We start from the raw sequence: 20,893 nt of genomic DNA on the forward strand, positions 1-20,893 counted from the left end.
AGGACCCGATCCCGGGTTCCTCCGGCAGCGGTCACCGGGTTTTGGCCGCGCTGCATGAAGGGGGGCGCCAGTGGGGCGTCACCGCAAGATCCGCCCGTCGATCTGGAAGCGCATGACGCAGAAGGTTCGGGGGTGGTTTCGCGGCCGATGACCCTGCCAGTCCTCCAACCAGCTGAGGACTGACAGGTAGGCCATTGCGGTCTGGCCCTCGTTGTGGATATCCGGTCCATGGCGGGGGCCTCCCCCGTACCGTACCCGGAGCACAGCCCCCGCGTACACAACTCACCCCCTCCAGCGCGACCGCCCTAGTGTGCTCTCTCACTCACACACACCCGCCCTAGTGCACTAGCACGGCGCACCCCGAAGTCCCCGCCCAGCCTTGCGATGTTGAGCGCGTACGCCGTACATTCGCCACCATGCAGACCACCGACGTCCTCATCTCCGGCGCCGGCATCGCCGGCCCCGCGCTCGCGCACTGGCTGCACCGGGCCGGGTACCGCACCACCATCGTCGAGCGCGCCCCCGCGCCCCGCCCCGGCGGGCAGACCGTCGATCTGCGCGGGGCCGGGCGCACCGTCGTCGAGCGCATGGGGCTCATGCCCCAGGCCCGGGCCGTCGCCGTCTCGCAGCGCGGGATCGCACTCGTCGACGGGCGGGGGCGGATCACCGCCCGCATGCCCGTGGACGCCTTCGGCGGCGAGGGGATCATCTCCGAGATAGAGATCCTGCGCGGCGACCTGGCGCAGGTGCTGTACGACGCAACGGCACCGCACACCGAGTACCTCTTCGACGACACCGTCACCGCACTCGACGAGGACGCCGACGGCGTCACCGTCACCTTCGAGAAGGCGGCCCCGCGCCGCTTCGCCCTGGTCGTCGGCGCGGACGGCCTGCACTCCGCCGTCCGCGGCCTCGCGTTCGGGCCCGAGGAGCAGTGCGTGCGGCAACTCGACTGCTGTATCTCCTGGTTCACGGTCACCGACCCCGACATCGACCTCGACGGCTGGTACCTCATGCACAACGCCCCCGGCGGGCTCGTCGCGTCCGCCCGGCCCGGGCGCCTGCCGGGCGAGATCAAGGCCGGGCTCGCCTTCCGGACCACGGAGCCGCTCCGCTACGACCGGCGTGACGTCGCCGCTCAGCAGGACCTGGTCGCGCGGCACTTCGCGCACGTCACGGAGTGGGAGGTGCCGCGGCTGCTCGCCGCGATGCGCACCGCGCCCGACTTCGCCTTCGACTGCCTCGGGCAGGTGCACCTCGACCGCTGGTCCCGCGGCCGCGTCGTGCTGCTGGGCGACGCGGGCCACTGCCCGACACCGCTCACCGGGCTGGGCACGAGCCTCGCCCTGGTCGGCGGATATCTGCTGGCGGGCGAGCTGGCCGCGGCGCGCGGCGACCACCGGGCCGCGTTCGCCGCGTACGAGCGGCTCATGCGGCCGTACGTCGCCTCGTCGCAGCAATTGCCGCCCGGCGGCACCGCCGGATATGCGCCGCGCAGTGCGCTCGCCATCCGCATGCGGGCCGCCTCGATGCGGTGGATGAACCGGTGGCCGCTGCGGAATGTGATCGCGGCGCAGTTCGCGAAGGCCGGGGATATCGAGCTGCCGGACTATGCCTCTCTCGCGCCCGTCCACCCCGGGTGAGAAGCCATACCGAACAAACGGTATGTTTTATTCCGATGGAGGGCCGCTCCCCTTGGCCGCCCGGGATTCCCGGGCGGCCAAGGGTGCTTTCCCGTGCGCGGCCGCTGCCTGGCAAACTCGCACAACATGACCGCGAATCTGCTGCTCCCCGGAAAAGTCACCTTCATCACCGGCGCCGGCTCCGGCATAGGCGCCGCCGCAGCCCGCGTCTTCGCGCGGGAAGGCGCCACCGTCGTGCTGACCGGCCGCCGCGAGGAACGGCTGGCCGCCGTCACCGAGGAATTGCGGCAGTCCGGTGCCGAGGCCTCGTACGTCGTCTCCGACGTCACCTGCCCCGAGGCGGCGCGCAGCGCGGTCGCGTTCGCGGTCGAGAAGTACGGCCGGCTGGACGCCGCATTCAACAACGCGGGAATCGGCGGCGACCGGACCCCGCTGCACCTCATGGCGGACGACGTCTACGACGCGATCATGGAGACCAATGTCCGGGGCGTCTGGAACTGCCTGCGTCACGAGATAGCGGCCATGCTGGAAAACGGCGGCGGCGCCATCGTCAACAACAGCAGCGTCGGCGGGCTCGTCGCCATCCCGGCCGCCGCTCCCTACGTCGCCTCCAAGCACGCCGTGGTCGGCCTGACCCGGGCCGCGGCCGACGAATACGCCCGGCAGGGGATCCGGGTCAACGCCGTGGCGCCCGGCACGACGCGCAGCGAGATCACGGCGGACTGGTTCGCCCGCAACCCGGGGCAGGAGGAGTCGTCCCACTCCATGACGCCGCAGGGCCGCACGGCCGCCCCGGAGGAGATCGCCGAGACGGTGGCGTGGCTGCTGAGCGACCGGTCGCCGTTCCTGACGGGTGCCGTGGTGCCGGTGGACGGCGGCTTCGTCAACCAGTAGGGCAAGCGGTGAGGCGACCGGCGGACCGGCCGGTGAGGACGATCTGGAAGGCCGGCTGTCCGTGCTGGCTCCCGGTGACCTCGACGACACCGCTCCCCGACGTCCGGACGTCCAGCAGGCAGGGCGCGTCGAACTCGACGTACCGGCTGAAGGAGGTGAAGACGGCCACGGGCGCGGACCAGCGCGGGCCGCAGGACGCCAGGGCCGCCTGCTGGGCGGCGGTGAGCAGGGCGAGGCCGGGGACGTGGTCGACGGGGTGGTCGAACATCTCGGTGTTCGCCGGGTCGTTGCGCAGCAGCCAGCGGTCCGGGCGGCCGGTGGCGGACAGGGCGACCTCCGCGGCCGAGGAGCAGCCCACGCGCTCCGGCGCCACCGGCTCCGGCACGTCCCACACGCCCCAGGGCACCGTCAGGTGTCCGTCGCGCAGCCGCCGGTAGACCGGCGGGGAGATCCACTGGGCCCGCGAGTCGGCCCGGCACACCACCCGGCCCTCGTGCCGGACCGTGAATTCCATGATCTCGGCGCCGAGTACCCGCCCGCTGCGCCGGATCATCTGCGAGCAATTCAGCTCCACGGTGACGGGCGTGCGCCCGCCCCGCCATTCCGGTTCCGGTTCGGTCAGGGTGCAGTTCAGCTTCTTCAGGAGCGACTGGTATTCCAGCGGCACCCCGAACGCGGCGTGGGAAACGGCGAGCCCGCACTGCCGGACGAGCGCGGCGGCCGTTGCGGCCGCGGACCGGCCGCCGCCGGGAGCTTCCGGTTCGCCCGGCCATTCGGCGCCGACCAGGAATACCTCGGGCGCCGGGCGCGTCCAGCCGGTGACGAGAACGCCGCTCTGGTCCTTCAGATGCACGAGCTCCTTGGGCACCAGCCGGGGCACCTCCCCGTGAACAGGGGATTTCCGCAGGCTGGCGGCCGGGACCTGCTGGCGGCCGGACTCCGATTTCGGGGTTTCCGGGGCCAGAGTGCAGGATTGGTACACCGTTGCGGACATGATCCCCCCTGGGGTGCCTACTCGAACGTTCGAGTGGGGCAGGACGTTGCGACAAGATACCTATCAATCGGTACTTATCGCCAGGGGGGACGGAGCAGAAGGAGGGGATTGCCGTGGCGCAGCAGGAGCGCGCGATCCGGACCCGGCAGGCGATTCTGGAGGCTGCCGGAAAAGTCTTCGACGAGTCCGGGTACGAGGCCGCCACGATTGCCCAGATCCTTGCCTGCGCCAAGGTCACCCGGGGTGCCCTGTATTTCCACTTCAGCTCGAAAGAGGATCTTGCCCGGGGCGTTCTCGACGAAGCGGTGACAACCGAGGGCGTTTCGCCCCAGCCGTTCAAATTGCAGGAATTGCTGGACACCTCGCTGCTGCTCGCCTACCGGGTCCAGCGCGAGCCGCTGCTCCGCGCCTCGATCCGGCTGTCCGTCGACCAACGGGCCCGGGCCATGTTCGGCACCCGGTGGCCCGACTGGATCACGGTGACCGCCGCGCTGATCCAGGAGGCCAAGGACCAGGGCGAGACCCTGCCGCACATCGTCCCCGAGGAGGTCGCACGCCTCATGGTCGGCGCGTGGACGGGCGTCCAGCTGACCGCCGAGGCGATGCCCGAGCCGCCGGACCTCGCGCACGAGATCTCCCTGCTCTACCAGCTGATGATGCCCAACATCGCGGTGCCGGGCGTGCTGGCCCGGCTGGACATGGCGCCGGACCGGCCGCTGCGGCTGATGACGCCCGTGGACGACATCAGAGAGACCACGTGAGAGACCACATGAGAGAAGCCTGAGAAAGCCCCTCCCCCTCTGTCTACAGTTCTGTAGACAATCGCAGCGGAGAGGGCGGAGGGACCATGCCGGCAACGGGCATTGGCACGGTGGCCGAGCGGACGCGCAGGCGTCCGGCAGAGGCGGGGACGGGCCTGAGCAAAGTGCCCGAGGTGACGGCCCTGTTCTGGGTGGTGAAGGTACTCACCACCGGCATGGGCGAGACCGCCTCGGACTACCTGGGCCGGACGCTCGGCCCGATACCCGCCGGCTGCCTCGGACTCGCCGGATTCTCCGCCCTGTTGGCGCTGCAGTTCCGCTCGGCGCGCTACCGGCCGTGGATCTACTGGTCCGCGGTCGTCATGGTCAGCGTCTTCGGCACCATGGCCGCCGACGTCGTCCACGTCGTGGCCGGCATCCCCTACACCGTCTCGGCGGTGGCGTTCTGCCTGGCGCTGGCGGCCGTTCTGGCCGGCTGGTACGCGTCCGAGAAGACCCTGGCCGTGCACAGCATCCGCACCCGCCGGCGCGAGACGTTCTACTGGGCCACGGTGCTCGCCACGTTCGCCCTCGGCACGGCGATCGGCGACCTCACGGCGGGCACGCTGCACCTGGGCTACCTGGCCTCCGGCATCCTCTTCGCGGCGGCCATCGCCGTGCCGGCGCTGTCCGGGCGCTTCGCGTGGCTGAACCCGGTGGCGGCGTTCTGGTCGGCGTACATCCTGACGCGCCCGCTGGGCGCGTCGTTCGCGGACTGGATGGGCGTACCGTCCGACCGCGGCGGCCTCGGCTGGGGGACGGGCCCGGTGACCCTGTCGCTGCTGGTCCCGATCCTGTGCCTCGTCGGGTACTTGGCCGTCAGCCGGCGGGACACGCCGCGAGGCCAGTGGTAGGAGAACAGCGAGGCTGACGCGCCCCGGCGGCGACTCCGCTACCGGCTCCCCGAACACCGTTCACGACTCCCGAAGCCCCCTGTGTCCGGCGTGCGTTTTCGACGATCGTTTGGTTGTCCGCGAAAACGCCAACGACCCGGAATAAACGGGGGGTTCAACATGTCAGTCCCGGTCCGTCGCAAGAGGCGCATCGTCCTCTCGACCGTCTCCTCCGACTCGCACACCTGGAACCTGGTCTTCCTGCAGCTGCTCCTCGAAGAGGGCGGCTACGAGGTGCACAACCTCGGCGCCTGCGTCCCCGACGAGGTGCTGGTCGAGGCGGTCCGCGGCCACCGGCCCGACGCGGTGGTGATCTCCTCCGTGAACGGGCACGGGCACCTGGACGGCGCCCGCATGATCCGGCTGCTGCAGGCCGACGCGGACCCGGAGGTGTCCGGGGTGCCCGTGATGATCGGCGGGAAGCTGGGGATCCGGGGCGCTGCCGACGCGGACCTGGCCGAGGAGCTGCTCGCGGCCGGATTCCGCGCCGTGTTCACCGAGGGGTCCGACCCGGCCGACTTCGGCCGGGCCCTGAACGAGCTGGCCGGTGCCGGTGCCCTCACGGCCGACGAGGCGGTGGCGGCATGAGCGCGGAGCTGCGGAACCGCCCGGCGATCGACATGCAGAGCTACGTCGAACAGGCCGCGCAGGAAGGCCGGCTGGTGGTCCAGCCGCGGATGGGGATGTCCGGCCCGGCCGAGATGGCCGCCGGGCTGCGGGCGGTCGCCGCCGCCCGGGCCCGCACCGTCGGCACCATGACGATCGACTCCTACACCCGCGTCGAGGACATCGCCGGCGCCGAGGCGGCCCTGGCCGAGGGGAAGCACCTCAACGGCTTCCCGATCGTCAACCACGGGCCGGTGACCACCGCACAGGTCGCCGCCGCCACCGGGCACCGCATCCCGGTGCAGGTGCGGCACGGATCGGCGCGCCCCGCCCACATCTTCGACGCGATGGTGGCCGCGGGACTGTCGGCCTCCGAGGGCGGCCCCGTCTCGTACTGCCTCCCGTACTCCCGGCTGCCGCTCGCCGAGGCGATACCGGCCTGGGCGGACGCCTCCCGCCGGTTCGCCGAGGGCACCGCGGCCAACGGGCTCCGCGCCCACCTGGAGACCTTCGGCGGCTGCATGCTCGGCCAGATGTGCCCGCCGTCGCTGCTGGTGGCGATCAGTGTGCTGGAGGCGATGTTCTTCGCGCAGCACGGCCTGACGTCCGTCTCCCTGTCGTACGCCCAGCAGACCCACCCGGTGCAGGACATCGAGGCACTGGCCGCGCTGCACCACCTCGCCGAGACGTTCCTGCCGGCCGACGTGGCCCGGCACGTGGTGCTCTACACCTACATGGGCGTCTACCCGGGCACCGAGGCCGGGGCCGGGCTGCTGCTGGACACCTCCGCCCAGGTCGCCGTGCGCGGCGGCGCCCAGCGCCTGATCGTCAAGACGGCGGCCGAGGCGCACCGCATCCCCACCGTCGGGGAGAACATCGCGGCGCTGGAACGGGCCACGCGCAAGGGGCGCGAGGCGCTGACGGAGGAATGCGAGCTGCCCTGGGCCCGCCAGGTCGACTACGAGACCGTCTACACCGAGGCGTTGGCGCTGATCGAGGCCGTGCTGGGCCTCGACCCGGACATCGGGTCGGCCCTGCGGAAGGGCTTCGCCGCCGGGCTGCTGGACGTGCCGTTCTGCCTGCACCGCGACAACACCGGTGCCGCGCAGGGGATGATCGGCGACGACGGGCGGCTGCGCTGGGCGAAGACGGGGGCGATGCCGCTGCCGGTGCACTCCTCCACCACGAGGGCGGTCACCTCCGCCCGGCTGCTCGGCATGCTGCGCTACACCGCCGACAGCCACGACCGGGAGGCGGCGGCGCTGGACGCCGCGGCGCCGTACCGGATCGCGATCGTCGGCTCCGGCCCGCGCGGCCTGTCCGTCGCCGAGCGGCTCGCCGCCCGGCTGGAGCGTGAACTCCCCGGCCGCGACGTGGAGATCAGCATCGTCGACAAGGTGCAGGTGGGCACCGGGCGCGTGTGGCGCACCGGCCAGGACACCTCCTTCCTGATGAACACCGCATGCGGAGAGGTCACGATGTTCTCCGGCCCGCTGGACGACGGCCCCGTGCGCGCCGGTGCCGGGCCGACCCTGGCCCAGTGGTGGTCCACGGCCGACCCCGGCGGCCACCCGGGTCCGGACGCCTACGCACCGCGCGCGCTGTACGGCGAGTACCTGCAGTTCTACCTGGACGCGGTCGAGGCCTCGCTGCCGTCGCACGTACGCCTCAGACGTGTCACCGGTGAGGTCACCGGTGTGCACAAGGACGGCGGCGCCTGGCAGTTGACGTTCTCCGGCGGGGAACAGCTGGCCGCGGACCGGGTCGTGATGACCACCGGCCACCCCGTCACCGAACTCTCCGCCGACCAGGCCGGACTGGCCGCCTTCGCCGGCGACCGCCCGCACCTGCGCTACATCCGCGGTGACAGCGCCGCCGACATGCCGCTCGGTGCCGTCGCGCCCGGGACGCGGGTCGCCGTGCTCGGCATGGGCCTGTCCTTCTACGACGTCACCGCCGCCCTGACCTGCGGCCGCGGCGGCCGGTTCGAGGACGACGGACACGGCGGACTGCGGTACGTCCCCTCGGGACGCGAGCCCCGGATCCTCGCCGGCTCCCGCTCCGGGGTGCCGCTCCCGGCCCGCGGCCGCAACCAGAAGGGCCCGGACTGGCGGTACAGGGCGCGGCTGTTCACCCCGCAGCGCATCAGGGCCCTGCGCGCCCGCGGCCCGCTGGACTTCCGCCGGGACGTGTGGCCGTGGCTCGACGCGGAGATGCAGCTCGTCTACTACGCCACAGCGGTCCGTGCCCGCTACGGCACCGAGGTGGAACACGCCTACACCGACAGCCTCGTGGCCGAGATCTCGGTCGCCGGGGCCGACACCGCCGAGCAGACGGCCCGGCAACTGGCCGAACGCTTCGGCCTGGACCTCCTGCCGCCCCTGGACGTGAACCGCCTGGCCCGCCCGTTCGCCGGCCGCCACTTCGACAGCGCGAAGGAATACGCGGCCACCCTGGCCGAGTCGATCGCGGCCGACGTCGCCCAGGCCCGCCTGGGCAACCTCGACGGTCCGCTCAAGGCCGCCCTGGACGTCCTGCGCGACGTGCGCGGCACGATCCGGCTGGCCGTCGACCACGGAGGCCTCACGGCCGCGTCGCACCGCGAGGACTTCCTCGGCCGGTTCGGCCCGCTGAGCGCCTTCCTGGCGGCCGGTCCCCCGATGGTGCGGCTGGAGCAGACCCTGGCGCTGATGGACGCCGGGATCCTCGAAGTGGCCGGTCCCGAGGCCCGGTTCGGCTCCGACGAGGACGCCGGGGCGTTCGCGGTGTCGTCCGGCCAGGTCGACGAGGCGCCGCAGCTCTGCGAGGTGCTGATCGACGCCCGGATCCCCGGCACCGACCTCGCCCGCGACCCCGCTCCGCTGACCCGCTGCCTCACCCGTGCCGGACTGTGGACCTCGTGGGCGAACACCGCGGGCGGCCAGAGCTTCGACACCGGGGGCGTCGCCGTCACCGAGTCCCCGTACCGGCCGCTCGACGCGGACGGAACGGCAGCCGACGGGATGTACGTGCTCGGCATCCCCACGGAGGGACAACGGTGGTTCATGCAGGTCGGGTCCTCCCGGCCCGGCCCGTGGACCGAGTTCACCAAGGACGCCGACGCGATCGCCGCCGACGCCCTGGCGGGCCTGCGGCAGACGGCCCGGCCCCGCGCCCTGGAAGGAGCGAACCGATGATGCGCCACGACGACGCGTACGGCCGGATGCGCCGCACCGCAGCCCACGCGATGTTCCGCCGCAGCCGCGACCTCCTGCTGGACCTCCGCACGGACCTGGACGCCGCCCGGGCCGCCTTCACCTGGCCGAGGCCGGAGACGTTCAACTGGGCGCTCGAATGGTTCGACGTCGTCGCCGACGGCAACCGGCGGCCCGCCCTGGAGCTGATTCAGGCCGACGGCGGCACGGTGACGGTGTCCTATCAGGAGCTGTCGGCCCGCTCCGACCAGGTCGCCAACTGGCTCGCGGGGCAGGGCGTCGGCCGCGGGGAGCGGGTGATGATCGCCCTCGGCCAGCAGGCCGAGCTGTGGGAGACGCTGCTCGCCTGCCTGAAGATCGGCGCCGTGGTCATCCCGGTCTACACGTCGCTGACCCGCGCCGAGGCCGAGGACCGCACCGGGCGGGGCCGGGTGCGGCACGTGATCTGCCGGAGCGACCTCACGGACCGGTTCGCCGGCCTCCCGCCGGCGACCCGCATCGCGGTGGGTGCGCCGGTGGCCGGCTGGACCGACTACGCCGCCTCGTCCACCGCCGAAGAGCGGTTCGTCCCCTCCGCCCCCACCCCTGCGACGGATGTGGCCTTCGCCTACTTCACCTCCGGCACCACCTCGGCACCGAAGCTCGTCACCCACACCCATGTCTCGTACCCCATAGGGCACTTGTCGTCGATGTACTTCAACGGGCTGCAGCCCGGGGACCGGCACCTGAACGTCTCGGCGCCCGGGTGGGCCAAACACTCCTGGTCCAGCCTGTTCGTGCCGTTCACCGCCGAAGCCACACTGGTCGTACTGCCCGACGGCGGCGCCGAGCCCGGCGAACTGCCGGGCCTCCTGGCGGCGCGGGACGTCACCAGCCTGTGCGCCCCGCCCTCCCTGTGGTCCCGGATCGCGCAGCACCTCGACGCCGCCGCCCCGCGGCTGCGGGAGGCGACCAGCGCGGGCGAACCGCTTCCCGCCGAGGTCGCCGACGCGATCGAGCGGGCGTGGGGGGTGCCGGTCCGCGACGGCTACGGCCAGACCGAGACCACGGCCCTGATCGGCACCACACCCGGCATGCCCCGCCGGCCCGGCCGGCTGGGCAGACCGCTCCCCGGCTGGGACGTCCGCACCGACGACGGCCGGGTGTGCGTGGACCTCGCGAACGACCCCGCGGGCATGATGGCCGGCTACGACCCCGTGGCCACCCCCACCGCACCGCCCCTGGGCGACGGCACGTACCTCACCGGCGACATCGGCGAGACGGACGCGGACGGCTACATCCGGATCCTCGGCCGCTCCGACGACGTCTTCAAGTCCGGCGGACACCGCGTCTCCCCCTACGAACTGGAGGCCGTGCTCCGCTCCCATCCGGCCGTGCGCGAGGCCGCCGTCGTCCCCGCGGCGCACCCGACCCTCGGCAGGGCCGCCCACGCCGTCGTCGAACTGGCCGCAGAACAGGCCACGACCGCCGACGAGTTGCTCGCCCACGTGGACGCCCGCGTCACCCCCGCCCTGCGGGTCCACACCATCGCCTTCACCGGCCGGCTCCCCCGCACGGCGTCCGGCAAGGTCCGCCGCGCCGCCCTGAGCCCCGCCCCCGCCCGCTCCTGAGCCTCCACGACCCCCGAGGAGAGAACCGTCATGTCCGTCACCAGCCCCCTCAAGGCCGCGGCACCGGAAGCCCTGGCGTCGTCGCTGCCCGTGATCCTGCGCAGCGTCGAGGAACGCGGCCTCACGTTCGAGGAGTTGACGTTCGCACCGCTCACCGCGGACGGCCGCACCGGCGTCGGCATCCACCGGCTGTACACCACCGAGGAGACCGGCGACGGGGGCCCGGCCGCCGGCATCGTCCGCTACGGGCCCGGAGCCGCCACCGTGCCGCACCGGCACCAGGGCTACGAGATCATCTACGTCTTCGAGGGACAGCTGGAGACCGAGGCCGGCGCCCATCCGGCCGGAAGCATGCTGGTCATGAGCCCGGGCTCGGTCCACGCCCCGCGGTCGGCCAACGGCGCCGTCCTGCTGGTGGTCTGGGAGCAGCCGGTACTCCCGCTCCAACAGGCCTCCTGACAAGCCCGGTTCACGATTCCCGAACACGCGTTGCCGTCCGCCGGCACCGCCTTGAGCCACGGCGGACGGCCCCGCATCATCTCAGTAAGCAATCGAACCTCTTACGCGAGGCGCCGAACGCCGCGAGAAGTGCAGTGTGTCGACTGCGAGCTCGTCGTGGCTGGTCGCGCAGTTCCCCGCGCCCCTTCGGGGCACGATCACGCACCACGTAAGCACTCTGACCCCTTTCAGTCCGACCTCCAGAAGGAGCCGTCGTGTCCCTCTCCCTCACCCGGCCCAAGGCCCAGGATCCGCAGCCCGTCAGGGCCCGCACCTTCGGGCCCCGCCACCGCTGGACGATCCTCGGCATCGGCATCGCCTCGCAGGCCGCCTTCTCCGCCGCCTTCCAGGGCATCCCGACCACCTCGACCGCCATGCGCAGCGCCTACCACCTGACCAACGGCACGCTCGGCATCGTGCTCGCGGCGATCTCGCTGGGCATCGCCGTCTCCGAGATCGCCTGGGGCATCTGGACCGACAAGTTCGGCGAACGCCGCATCCTGCTCACGGGCCTCATCACCACCGGCATCGTCCTCGGCGTCATGGCCCTGGCCGTCGTCCCCACCTCCTCCGGCATCCCCGGCATCGGCATGCTCGCCGGAGGGCTGCTGCTCGTCGGCGCTCTCGGCGGATCCGTCAACGGCTCCTCCGGCCGGGCCGTGATGGCCTGGTTCAAGGACGGGCAACGCGGACTGGCCATGAGCCTGCGGCAGACCGCGATCCCGGCCGGCGGCGCCATCGGCTCGGCGCTGCTGCCCTGGCTCGCCGTCGGCTTCGGCTTCCGGGCGGTCTACGGCATCCTCGCGCTGTTCTGCTTCGCCGCCGCCGTCGCCACGCACCGGTGGATGCACTCGCCCGAGGAGGAGGCCTCCGGCCCGGCCACGGCCGCCGCGACGGCGGACACCGCGCAGGTCTCCCCGCTGAAGGACCGCAACGTGTGGCGACTCGCCCTCGCCTCCGGCCTGTTGACCATCCCCCAGTTCGCGATCCTCACCTTCATCGGCGTCTTCCTCCACGACGCCCACCACGCCGCACTCGCCGTCGGCGCCTCCGCCGTCGTCATCGTCCAGATCGGCGGGGCCGCCGCCCGCGTGGGATCGGGACGGTGGACGGACAAGCACGCGGGCAGCAGGCGGCCGTACGTGCGGGCCGTCGGCCTGGCCGCCACCGTCGCCCTGGCCGCGGCGGCCGCACTGACCCACGGACCCACCTGGGCGGTGGTCGCCGCCCTGGTCGTCAGCGGTATCCTCGCCAACGCCTGGCACGGCGTCGCCTACACCGAGATCGCCCACATGGCCGGGGCCCAGCGGGCCGGCACCGCCCTGGGGCTGGAGAACACCACGGTCTTCGCCGCCGGGTTCCTCGCCCCCCTGATGGTGCCCGTCCTGGCCGGGGCCTCCTGGTCCCTGGTGTGGATCGTCTGCGCCGTCGCCACGCTGCTGGCCGTCCCCCTCGCGCCGGGAAGGAAGTGATCCGCGTGGCCGCCTCCCCGGACCTGCGGTTCGACACCGGACGCCGCTGCCTGGACCTGCTCGCCACCGTCGGGGGCCGCCTCTCCACCAGCCCGGTGGAGCGCCTGGACGGCACGGGCCGGCTGGTGACCTGGCTGCACCGCACCGGCCTCGTCCCCGCGGGGCAGGAAGCGGACGTCGACGCCGCCTGGCTGCAGGACTTCAAGGACCTGCGCGGCCGGCTGCACCGCATCGTCCACAGCGAGCTCCGGGGCGAGCAGGCCTCCCCGCACGACATCGACGAACTGAACCGCACCGCCGCCGCCCGGCGGCCCGCCGAGATCCTCACGCGGGACGCCGACGGCACGCTCCTCCGCCGCCTGGCCGGCCCCGTCCGGTGCGACCGGCTGCTGGCCGTCGTCGCCGAGGACGCGATCCGGCTCCTCGGCTCGGACGAGCGGAAGGACCTGCGCATCTGCGCAGGCCCCACCTGCGACCTGGTCTACCTCGACACCTCCCGCGGGCGGCGGCGCCGCTGGTGCTCGCCCGCCGCCTGCGGCAACCGCCACTACGTCGCGGCCCACCGGGCCCGGAAGGCGGAGACGGCATGAACGCCGCTCACCGGTCCTCGCCCCCGGAGGCGGACTGCAGCCGCTGCAAGTGCCCGACCACGGCGGGCGGGCAGGCCTCCGGGTTCCAGATCGCATCGGTCACCACGGTGTGGGACGTGCGCAACGGCAGCTCCACCAACTGCCCGCCCGACAGGAAGGGCTTGGCCGCCACCATGGGCAGCAGGCCCACCCCCAGGTTCGACAGGGCCGAGGACTTCACGCCCTCCACGCTGCCGACCTGCAGCACCTCGACCTTCGGCAGCCGGCCGAGGAACTCGCGCTCGACGATCTCCCGGTACGCGCAGCCCGGCGCGGTCAGCAGCACCCGCCTGGGTCTTCGGGCCGCCTCGGGAGTGCCGATCAGGACGACCTTCTCCTCCCACAGCCTCCGCTGCGTCGCCTCGTCGCGCCGCTCGGAATTCCCCTGCTCGCGCACCCCGTTGATGAGCACGACCTCATGGCGGCCCGCGGCCACCTGCTCCCGTAACGCCCCGACCGGAGCGGCCTCGACCTCGACCTTGAGCTCGGGCATCAGCCGGTTGAGCATCCGCAGGAACACCGGAAGCCGGTACGCGCAGACCGACTCCGTCGCCCCCAGCCGCAGCGACTGCACCCGGCCGTCCTCGGAGGCGGCGACCGCGGCCCTGGCCCGGGACAGCTCCTCCAGCACCGTCTCCGCGTGCTTCAGCAGCGCCGCCCCCGACATCGTCAGCGGGTGCCCCGGCTTCGACCGGTCGAACAGTTTCGCACCCAACGACCTTTCCAGCCCCTGGATATGGCCGGTCACGGTCGAGCGCGCATAGCCCAGCCTGGTGGCCGCGGCGCTCATGCTGCCCTCCCGGGCAGCCACCGCGAACGTCTCCAGCCAGCGAAACTCCATGTATCCCCCACCTCCGCGGACATACCTAACACACGATCGTCGGCACGGATGGGGGATCAGTAAACATTCCGCTGGTTCTCTTTGCCCAAAATCAAGAAAGGACAGCCCTTATGACGATCCGGCTGGCAATCAATGGATTCGGGCGCATCGGACGCGCGGTGGCCCGCGCGGCATTACAACGCCGCGCGGTGGAGGTCGTCGCCGTCAACGACCTCGCCGACCCGGGGATGCTCGCCCACCTCCTCCAATACGACTCGGTCCACGGCCGCTTGGAGGACGAGGTCACCTCCGACGGCGAGGCCCTGACGGTCGCCGGGCACCGCATCCGGACGTTCCGCGAACAGGACCCCGCGCTCCTCCCCTGGGCCGAACTCGGCATCGACGTCGTCGTCGAATCCACCGGTGCATTCACCGACGCGCAGGACGCAGTACGTCACATCCGGGCCGGCGCGGGCCGCGTCATCATCTCCGCCCCGGCCAGCAACGAGGACCTGACCGTCGTGATGGGCGCCAACTCGGGTGCGTACGACGGGCGTCAGAGGATCGTGTCCAACGCGTCCTGCACCACCCATTGCGCCGCACTCATGGCCCGCGTGCTCCACGACGGCTTCGGCGTCGAGCGCGGTCTGCTGACCACCGTGCACGCCTACACCAACGACCAGCGCCTGCACGACCTGCCGCACCACGACTACCGCCGCGCCCGCGCCGCGGCGTGCAACATCATCCCCACCGGCACGGGTGCCGCCCGGGCGATCGGCAAGGTGCTCCCCGAACTGGCGGGCCGGCTGGACGGCATGGCGCTGCGCGTGCCCGTGGCGGTCGGTTCGGCCGTGGACCTCACGGTCGAGCTGAGCCGCCAGGTCACTGCGGAGGAGGTCAACGCGGCCTTCCGCAAGGCGTCCGAGGGGGAGCTGGAGGGGCTGCTGGACTACTCGGAGGCCCCGCTCGTCTCTTCCGACATCGTCGGCTCGTCGGCCTCCTGCACGTTCGACGCTCCGCTCACGATGGTGGGGGAGGACCGGCCGGGTCGGGGTTCCCTGATCAAGATCACGGGCTGGTACGACAACGAGGCGGGCTTCTCGCACCGCACCCTCGACCTGGCGGAGCTCCTGGGTACGGGGCCCGTCCGCTGAGCGGGAGTACCGCGCCCCGAAGGGGCGCGGGGAACTGCGCGACCAGCCACGGACGGCCCGCACCCGATCGCTCAGCGGGCGTCCCGCTCCAGGAACATCAACCGCGCCCGCTTGCCGGGCAGTTCGATCTCCGGCCCCCGGCCGAACCCGGACCGCTCCAAGCGCGCAATGGCCCTCTCATTGCGCGCGTCCGGTTCGGCCACGATCCGCCGCCGCGACGGATCCGCGTCCAGGACCCACCCCAGGAACACCGACAGCAGCGCCTCCGTGAAGCCCGGCTCGGGAGCCCCGGCCATCGGGCCCACCATCAAGTGGATGCCGAAGTCGCCGGGCCGGACCTCGTAGCACTCGCCGACCGGGTCGTGCTCCGGCTCGTACGTCTGGAAGAGGGCCACGGGACGGTCGTCCCGGTGGATCAGATACGCGTGGTGCGTGCTCAGCGAGTCCAGGTACTCGTAGATCTCCAGCACCCGTTCGCGCCCCGCCTCCCGCATCCCCCAGAAGCGGGCGCGTTCCTCGCTCACCCAGGCGTGGATGAGGTCGATGTCGGCCGCGGGGGCGACCGGGCGGATGCCGACGGTGCCGAAGCCGTCGATCTTCTGCTCGTGCACGAAGGTCATGCGGTGGTGTACTCCCGTTCCAGGGTCAGCCGGTCCCAGTCGGTGATGACGGGAACGAGCTCTCCGCGCTGCCACAGCGGCAGCTGGTCGCGGTGGTGGACGTCGCCGGGCACTCCGGAGGCACCGAGCGGGACGATCCAGCGGCTGTTGTCGCGCCGCGCGACGTCCCACACGTAGCGCGCCGCCGAGGAGCGCGCCGCGCGGTGGGTCAGTCCCGGCACGTTCGATGCGGACATCACGCAGTCGTGGTCGCCGGAGAGGGCGGGCCACTCCTCGGGCTCCTCGGCGGGAAGCGCCTGCCAGGGCGCGAGGCGGTGCGCCTCGCCCCAGGCGGCCGTGGGCTCCCCGGCGGCCTCCTCGGCCGCCGCCCTGACGGCCTCGGCCCGGTCGGCGGCGGGCAGCAGCCCGCCCGTCAGCAGCCCCTCCAGGGCGTAGGCGACGCGTGCCGTGAGCGACAGCCAGGGCAGGAAGACCCCGGGATACGCCGGGGGTTCGGCCAGCGGCGCGAGCACCGGGTGGGCCGCCAGGCGGCGCACGACGGCCGACCGCACGGCGGCGTACGCCATGGCGTCGGTGCTGTCGGCGTCCATGTGCCGGTCCCAGTTCAGGAGCCGGTCGCGCAGCGCCGCGGCCTCGGGGCCGAGCCCGTCCAGCGTGCCGAGCAGCTCCAACAGGGGCTCTGCCGAGGCGAGACGGGTGTCGCGGTGCACGGCCGCCATGTCCTCCGCCGTCCACGCCGTCCGCCCGTCGAGCAGCTGCCGGATGCGTACGGCACGGTGCGGCGCGGCGAACTCGACGCCCAGCGGCGCCGCGATGCCCCGCGCGTTCGCCATCACGGCGACGCCGTCGACCGTCTCGCGCGGCATCTCCTCGTGCCAGCCGCGCCATGCGTGGGCCGGCTCCCAGGCCGGTACGACCCGCCGCCCGTTGTCCGGGTGCCGTACCGGCACCGCGCCCGCGACGCGGTGCAGCAGCCCGCCCTCGGTGTCCGCGGCCAGGACGACGTTCACGGGCTCCGCCCATGCGTCGAACGCCCGGTCCACGTCGGCCACCGTCCTCGCCCGCAGCAGTGCGGGAAGCGTGGCGAAGCCCAGGTCCTCGCGGACGCGCGGCGGGCAGCGGAGGCTGACGGCCTCGTCGGCGTCGCCCTCGCCGCCGTCGCCGATGACGACCACACCGCGCTCGGTCTCGATCACCTCGACCTCGACCGGGTCTCCCCCGGCCACCTCGATCGTCTCGGTGTGCGCGGCGGCCGGCCGCCAGCCGTCCGGGCCGAGCGCCTCGACCTGCGTGCCGCTTCTGCGCAGCCGTTCGCGGTAGAGGTCCTGGTAGTCGGCCATGGCGTTGGTGATGGCCCAGGCCACCGTCCCGGTGTGGCCGAAGTGGCCGGTGCCGGGGACGCCGGGGACGGCCAGGCCCACCACGTCGAACTCCGGGCAGGACAGCCGGATCTGCTGGTAGATGCCCGGGTCCTCGATGAAGCGGTGCGGGTCTCCCGCGACGACGGCGGCTCCGGTGGCGGTGCGGTCGCCCGCGACGAGCCAGCCGTTGCTGCCGGACGCACCGGGGCCGTCCGTGGCGAACAGCCCGACGGCGTCGGCGCCCAGCGTGCGGGCCACGTGCTCGCGCCACAGCTTGGCCGGGAAGCCCGCGAAGAGGAGGTGGTGGGAGAGCCACACGGCGAGCGGCGTCCACGGCCGCCACTGCCCGGGGACGAGTCCGGTGCGGGCGAACTCCGGCGCCTTCCCGGCCCCTTCGGCCAGGCCTGCGTTCACGCCGTCGACGTAGCGCCGGACCCACGCGGCCGTCCCGGCGTCCAGCCGCTCGAAGCAGCGCCGCGCCGTGTCGTCCAGCCGCGCCTGCCGTGCGAGCCGGTCCCAGCCGACGGCGTCGGCCCCGAGGAAGGACGCCGAGGTGCCCTGCGAGCGGTGCCGCTCCACCTCCAGCTGCCAGGCGCGGTCGGCCGCGGCGTTGTGGCCCTGGGCGAAGGCGAGTTCGTCCGCGCTGCCGGCGCGCAGGTGCGGGACGCCCCAGGGGTCCCGGTAGACCTCGAAGCTCATGCCTTGCCTCCGACCGGCACGCGTCGCCGGGCCGCCGGGACGACGAGCGGCGTGCCCGTCTCCGGATCGTCGATGACCCGGCAGGGCAACCGGAAGACCTCTTCCACCAGTTCGGCCGTCACCACGTCGCCCGGCGCGCCCTCGGCCACCACCCGCCCGTCGCGCATGGCGATCAGGTGCGTGGCGTAGCGGGCGGCCTGGTTGAGGTCGTGCAGGACTGCCACCAGCGTGCGGCCCTGCTCCTCGTGCAGGCGCGCGCACAGGTCGAGGATCTCCAGCTGGTGGGCGATGTCGAGGTAGGTCGTGGGCTCGTCGAGGAGCAGCAGCGGCGTCTCCTGGGCGAGGGCCATGGCGATCCACACGCGCTGGCGCTGGCCGCCGGACAGCTCGTCGACCATCCGGTCGGCGAGCTGCGCGACGCCGGTCGCCTCCATGGATCCGGTGACGACGCGCTCGTCCTCCGGCGACCACTGGCGCAGCAGCTTCTGGTGCGGGTAGCGGCCGCGGGCGACGAGTTCGGCGACCGTGATGCCATCGGGGGCGATCGACGACTGGGGCAGCAGGCCCAGCGTGCGGGCGACCTGCTTGGCGGGCAGGGAGGCGATGTCCTGGCCGTCCAGCAGCACGGTCCCGGCGGCGGGCTTCAGGGTGCGCGACAGGGCGCGCAACAGGGTGGACTTGCCGCAGGCGTTGGGGCCGACGACCACCGTGAAGGACTGGTCCGGAACGGCGACGGTCAGGCCCTCGGCGATGGTCCGCTGCTCGTAGGAGAGGGTCAGGTCGCTGCCGCTCAGCCGCGGTGCGCCGTGGGGTGCCATGGTCCGTGCTCCGTTCGCAAGTGTCGTTGTGGCGCTCATATCCGGCCCGCCCTGCGCTCGGTGGCGAGCAGCCAGACGAGGTAGCCGCCGCCGAGGACGCCGGTCACCACGCCGACCGGCAGCTGGTGGCCGGGGAAGGCCTGCTGCCCGATCAGGTCGGCGCCGACGAGCAGGACCGCGCCGGTGGCCATCGAGGCGAGCAGGTTCGGGCCCGGCGACTTCGTCAGCCGCTTGGCCAGCTGGGGTGCGGTGAGGGCGACGAAGTTCACCGGGCCGGCGGCGGCCGCGGCGAAGGAGGCGAGCAGGACGGCGGCGGCCAGCAGTACCAGGCGCAGCCGCTCGACCGGGATGCCCAGGCCGCTCGACGCGTCGTCGCCCATCTCCATCATCCGCAGCGGGCGGCTGCAGCCGAGGAGCACCACGGGGACCAGCACGGCCATCGCAACGGCCAGCGGCAGCACGTCCTTCCAGCCGCGTCCGTCCAGGCTGCCGGTGAGCCACAGGACGGCCCGCGCCGCGTCCATCAGCTGTCCGCGCGTCAGCAGGTAGCCGTTGACGCCCGTGAGGATGGCGGCCGTTCCGATGCCGATGAGCACGAGCCGCTGCCCGTGCACGCCCTGCCGCCAGGCGAGCAGGTAGATGACGGCGCCGGTGACGAGGCCGCCGGTGACCGCGCCCGTCGCGAGGGCGAGGCTGCTGCCCCCGGCGACGACGACGGCGAGCGCGCCGACCGCCGCGCCCTGGGTGAAGCCGAGCACGTCCGGGCTGCCGAGCGGGTTGCGGACGAGCGACTGGAACAGCGCGCCGGCCAGCGCGAGGGCGGCGCCGACGAGCAGGGCGGTGACGACGCGGGGCAGGCGCAGTTCGTTGACGATGAAGTCGTGCGCGGGGTCGCCGTCCCCGACGAGGCTGCGGACGACGTCCGCCGGGCCGATCGGGTAGTCGCCGCTGCCGATGGCGAACACGGCCAGGACGAGCGCCAGTACGGCGCATCCGGCGCCCGCGGCCAGCGCCCGCGGGCGGAAGCGGACGGAGCGGCCGCCCGCGAAGCGGATGACGCTCATGCGCGCACCGCCTTTCCGCGTCGCACGAAGTACAGGAACAGCGGACCGCCGAGGACGGCTGTCACGATGCCCACCTGGAGTTCGCCGGGCCGGCCCAGCACCCGGCCGAGCACGTCCGCGCCGAGCAGCAGGACGGGCGCGAGCACCGCGCAGTAGGGCAGCATCCAGCGCAGGTCGGGACCGGTCAGGGTGCGGACGAAGTGGGGCACCATCAGTCCTACGAAGACGATCGGCCCGCAGGCCGCGGTGGCCGCTCCGCACAGGAGCGTCACGGCGACGATGGAGGCCGCGCGGGTGAGGGCGGGACGGGCGCCGAGGGCGCGGGCCGAGTCGTCGCCGAGGGCCAGGGCGTTGAGCGGCCGGGCCAGGGCGAGGGCGATCAGCAGGCCCACGGCGATGAACGGCAGCACCTTGAGCACGGTGGAGGGCCGGGCGTCGGCCAGCGAACCGACCGTCCAGAAGCGCATCTTGTCGAGCGAGGCGGTGTCCAGCAGCATCACGGCGCTCACGTACGAGTAGAGCGTGGCGTTGAGCGCCGAGCCGGCGAGCGCCAGCCGGGCCGGGGTCGCCCCGCGGCCGCCGCCCACCGCGTAGAGCAGGGCCGCGACGGCTCCCGCTCCGGCGAGGGCGAACCACACGTAGCCGTCGAAGGTGGCCACGCCGAGGAAGGAGGCCGCGGAGGCAACGGCCGCGGAGGCGCCCGCGTTGACGCCCATCAGGCCGGGGTCGGCGAGCGGGTTGCGGGTCAGCGCCTGCATCACACCGCCGGCCAGGCCGAGGGCGGCTCCGGCCAGCAGGCCGAGCAGCGTGCGGGGCAGGCGCATCTTGTGGACGACGGTGTAGCTCGGGGAGCCGCTGTCGAAGAGCCCGTGCCACACCTCGGCGGGCGAGAGCTGCTTGGCGCCGAACCCGATGCTGAGCACCACGACGGCCAGCAGCACCAGCAGGGAGCCGGCCAGTCCGGCGGCGCGCAGGGAGGCGCGGGTGCTGCCGGGCGGCCGCCCGGGGGAGGGCGGTGGCGCCGTCGAAGCCGCTGGGGCTTGCGGTGACTTGGTGAGAGGCACGGGCGTGCTCCGGGTCACGGGGAGCGGTGGCCACCCCCACTGGACTTTAGATTAGGTTAG

The 20,893-nt window shown here is 73.1% G+C and carries 18 protein-coding genes; 11 read left to right on the top strand and 7 right to left on the bottom strand.

From position 1 onward, the window contains the following. Window positions 1–416 precede the first annotated feature (416 nt). Window positions 417–1,643 carry an FAD-dependent monooxygenase gene (locus ACLHRZ_RS23665; protein WP_490420492.1) on the top strand — a complete coding sequence of 409 codons (1,227 nt, stop codon included), beginning with the start codon at window positions 417–419 and terminating at the stop codon, window positions 1,641–1,643. A gap of 126 nt (window positions 1,644–1,769) precedes the next feature. Further along, window positions 1,770–2,537 carry an SDR family NAD(P)-dependent oxidoreductase gene (locus tag ACLHRZ_RS23670; protein WP_490420493.1) on the top strand — a complete coding sequence of 256 codons (768 nt, stop codon included), beginning with the start codon at window positions 1,770–1,772 and terminating at the stop codon, window positions 2,535–2,537. Here the strand turns inward: ACLHRZ_RS23670 and ACLHRZ_RS23675 are convergent. Further along, entirely contained in the window at window positions 2,527–3,405 is an 879-nt protein-coding gene (locus ACLHRZ_RS23675) for a ScbA/BarX family gamma-butyrolactone biosynthesis protein (protein ID WP_490420494.1), read from the bottom strand. The genes ACLHRZ_RS23670 and ACLHRZ_RS23675 overlap by 11 nt on opposite strands. Before the next feature lie 239 nt (window positions 3,406–3,644). Here ACLHRZ_RS23675 and ACLHRZ_RS23680 point away from each other — a divergent pair, with 239 nt between their 5' ends. From ACLHRZ_RS23680 to ACLHRZ_RS23715, 8 genes are all read left to right on the top strand, one after another. Next, window positions 3,645–4,292 carry a ScbR family autoregulator-binding transcription factor gene (locus tag ACLHRZ_RS23680; RefSeq protein ID WP_490420495.1) on the top strand — a complete coding sequence of 216 codons (648 nt, stop codon included), beginning with the start codon at window positions 3,645–3,647 and terminating at the stop codon, window positions 4,290–4,292. A gap of 86 nt (window positions 4,293–4,378) precedes the next feature. Then, window positions 4,379–5,185 (top strand): COG4705 family protein, encoded by an 807-nt coding sequence (locus tag ACLHRZ_RS23685; protein WP_490420496.1) that lies wholly within the window; start codon window positions 4,379–4,381, stop codon window positions 5,183–5,185. Window positions 5,186–5,344: 159 nt separating this feature from the next. Beyond that, window positions 5,345–5,812, top strand: coding sequence for a cobalamin B12-binding domain-containing protein (locus ACLHRZ_RS23690; protein ID WP_490420497.1), 468 nt, complete (start codon window positions 5,345–5,347; stop codon window positions 5,810–5,812). Further along, on the top strand, window positions 5,809–9,006 hold the full coding sequence (locus tag ACLHRZ_RS23695) for an FAD/NAD(P)-binding protein (RefSeq protein ID WP_490420498.1): 3,198 nt from the start codon (window positions 5,809–5,811) through the stop codon (window positions 9,004–9,006). Before ACLHRZ_RS23690 ends, ACLHRZ_RS23695 begins: the two co-directional genes overlap by 4 nt. Continuing rightward, complete coding sequence (locus tag ACLHRZ_RS23700) at window positions 9,003–10,634, top strand: acetate--CoA ligase (protein ID WP_490420499.1); 1,632 nt, start codon at window positions 9,003–9,005, stop codon at window positions 10,632–10,634. Before ACLHRZ_RS23695 ends, ACLHRZ_RS23700 begins: the two co-directional genes overlap by 4 nt. Window positions 10,635–10,664: 30 nt before the next feature. Then, window positions 10,665–11,093 carry a cupin domain-containing protein gene (locus tag ACLHRZ_RS23705; RefSeq protein WP_490420500.1) on the top strand — a complete coding sequence of 143 codons (429 nt, stop codon included), beginning with the start codon at window positions 10,665–10,667 and terminating at the stop codon, window positions 11,091–11,093. A gap of 254 nt (window positions 11,094–11,347) precedes the next feature. Beyond that, a complete protein-coding gene (locus tag ACLHRZ_RS23710; RefSeq protein ID WP_490420501.1) occupies window positions 11,348–12,604 on the top strand; it encodes an MFS transporter in 1,257 nt (418 codons plus the stop codon). 5 nt (window positions 12,605–12,609) lie between these two features. Further along, window positions 12,610–13,194 (top strand): CGNR zinc finger domain-containing protein, encoded by a 585-nt coding sequence (locus ACLHRZ_RS23715; RefSeq protein ID WP_490420502.1) that lies wholly within the window; start codon window positions 12,610–12,612, stop codon window positions 13,192–13,194. A 7-nt stretch (window positions 13,195–13,201) separates the two neighbouring features. Here ACLHRZ_RS23715 and ACLHRZ_RS23720 read toward each other — a convergent pair whose 3' ends face one another. Beyond that, window positions 13,202–14,074 carry a LysR family transcriptional regulator gene (locus ACLHRZ_RS23720; RefSeq protein WP_490420503.1) on the bottom strand — a complete coding sequence of 291 codons (873 nt, stop codon included), beginning with the start codon at window positions 14,072–14,074 and terminating at the stop codon, window positions 13,202–13,204. Between the two features lie 110 nt (window positions 14,075–14,184). Between ACLHRZ_RS23720 and gap the strand changes: the two genes are divergently transcribed. Continuing rightward, window positions 14,185–15,207 (top strand): type I glyceraldehyde-3-phosphate dehydrogenase, encoded by a 1,023-nt coding sequence (gene gap / locus ACLHRZ_RS23725; RefSeq protein WP_490420504.1) that lies wholly within the window; start codon window positions 14,185–14,187, stop codon window positions 15,205–15,207. A gap of 71 nt (window positions 15,208–15,278) precedes the next feature. On the opposite strand, the gene ACLHRZ_RS23730 is transcribed toward gap, so the two are convergent. From ACLHRZ_RS23730 to ACLHRZ_RS23750, 5 genes are read right to left on the bottom strand one after another with little or no spacing between them, the layout of a single operon-like run. After that, window positions 15,279–15,827, bottom strand: coding sequence for a GNAT family N-acetyltransferase (locus tag ACLHRZ_RS23730; protein WP_490420505.1), 549 nt, complete (start codon window positions 15,825–15,827; stop codon window positions 15,279–15,281). Continuing rightward, entirely contained in the window at window positions 15,824–17,887 is a 2,064-nt protein-coding gene (locus tag ACLHRZ_RS23735) for a penicillin acylase family protein (protein ID WP_490420506.1), read from the bottom strand. Before ACLHRZ_RS23735 ends, ACLHRZ_RS23730 begins: the two co-directional genes overlap by 4 nt. Next, window positions 17,884–18,705, bottom strand: a complete 822-nt coding sequence (locus tag ACLHRZ_RS23740) for an ABC transporter ATP-binding protein (protein WP_490420507.1) — start codon at window positions 18,703–18,705, stop codon at window positions 17,884–17,886. The genes ACLHRZ_RS23735 and ACLHRZ_RS23740 overlap by 4 nt, the downstream gene beginning before the upstream one ends. Window positions 18,706–18,740: 35 nt before the next feature. Next, window positions 18,741–19,769, bottom strand: coding sequence for a FecCD family ABC transporter permease (locus tag ACLHRZ_RS23745; RefSeq protein ID WP_490420508.1), 1,029 nt, complete (start codon window positions 19,767–19,769; stop codon window positions 18,741–18,743). Then, complete coding sequence (locus tag ACLHRZ_RS23750) at window positions 19,766–20,833, bottom strand: FecCD family ABC transporter permease (protein WP_490420509.1); 1,068 nt, start codon at window positions 20,831–20,833, stop codon at window positions 19,766–19,768. The genes ACLHRZ_RS23745 and ACLHRZ_RS23750 overlap by 4 nt, the downstream gene beginning before the upstream one ends. Between the last annotated feature and the right edge of the window lie 60 nt (window positions 20,834–20,893).

The sequence above is a fragment of the Streptomyces sp. AM25 genome, assembly GCF_058146165.1.

What these genes read in the sequence shown, in the direction of transcription:
- gap (WP_490420504.1), top strand. Translation starts at nt 14,185, where the DNA reads ATGACGATCCGGCTGGCAATCAATGGATTCGGGCGCATCGGACGCGCG.
- ACLHRZ_RS23700 (WP_490420499.1), top strand. Translation starts at nt 9,003, where the DNA reads ATGATGCGCCACGACGACGCGTACGGCCGGATGCGCCGCACCGCAGCC.
- ACLHRZ_RS23665 (WP_490420492.1), top strand. Translation starts at nt 417, where the DNA reads ATGCAGACCACCGACGTCCTCATCTCCGGCGCCGGCATCGCCGGCCCC.
- ACLHRZ_RS23695 (WP_490420498.1), top strand. Translation starts at nt 5,809, where the DNA reads ATGAGCGCGGAGCTGCGGAACCGCCCGGCGATCGACATGCAGAGCTAC.
- ACLHRZ_RS23745 (WP_490420508.1), bottom strand. Translation starts at nt 19,769, where the DNA reads ATGAGCGTCATCCGCTTCGCGGGCGGCCGCTCCGTCCGCTTCCGCCCG.
- ACLHRZ_RS23670 (WP_490420493.1), top strand. Translation starts at nt 1,770, where the DNA reads ATGACCGCGAATCTGCTGCTCCCCGGAAAAGTCACCTTCATCACCGGC.
- ACLHRZ_RS23740 (WP_490420507.1), bottom strand. Translation starts at nt 18,705, where the DNA reads ATGGCACCCCACGGCGCACCGCGGCTGAGCGGCAGCGACCTGACCCTC.
- ACLHRZ_RS23690 (WP_490420497.1), top strand. Translation starts at nt 5,345, where the DNA reads ATGTCAGTCCCGGTCCGTCGCAAGAGGCGCATCGTCCTCTCGACCGTC.
- ACLHRZ_RS23730 (WP_490420505.1), bottom strand. Translation starts at nt 15,827, where the DNA reads ATGACCTTCGTGCACGAGCAGAAGATCGACGGCTTCGGCACCGTCGGC.
- ACLHRZ_RS23720 (WP_490420503.1), bottom strand. Translation starts at nt 14,074, where the DNA reads ATGGAGTTTCGCTGGCTGGAGACGTTCGCGGTGGCTGCCCGGGAGGGC.
- ACLHRZ_RS23705 (WP_490420500.1), top strand. Translation starts at nt 10,665, where the DNA reads ATGTCCGTCACCAGCCCCCTCAAGGCCGCGGCACCGGAAGCCCTGGCG.
- ACLHRZ_RS23735 (WP_490420506.1), bottom strand. Translation starts at nt 17,887, where the DNA reads ATGAGCTTCGAGGTCTACCGGGACCCCTGGGGCGTCCCGCACCTGCGC.
- ACLHRZ_RS23685 (WP_490420496.1), top strand. Translation starts at nt 4,379, where the DNA reads ATGCCGGCAACGGGCATTGGCACGGTGGCCGAGCGGACGCGCAGGCGT.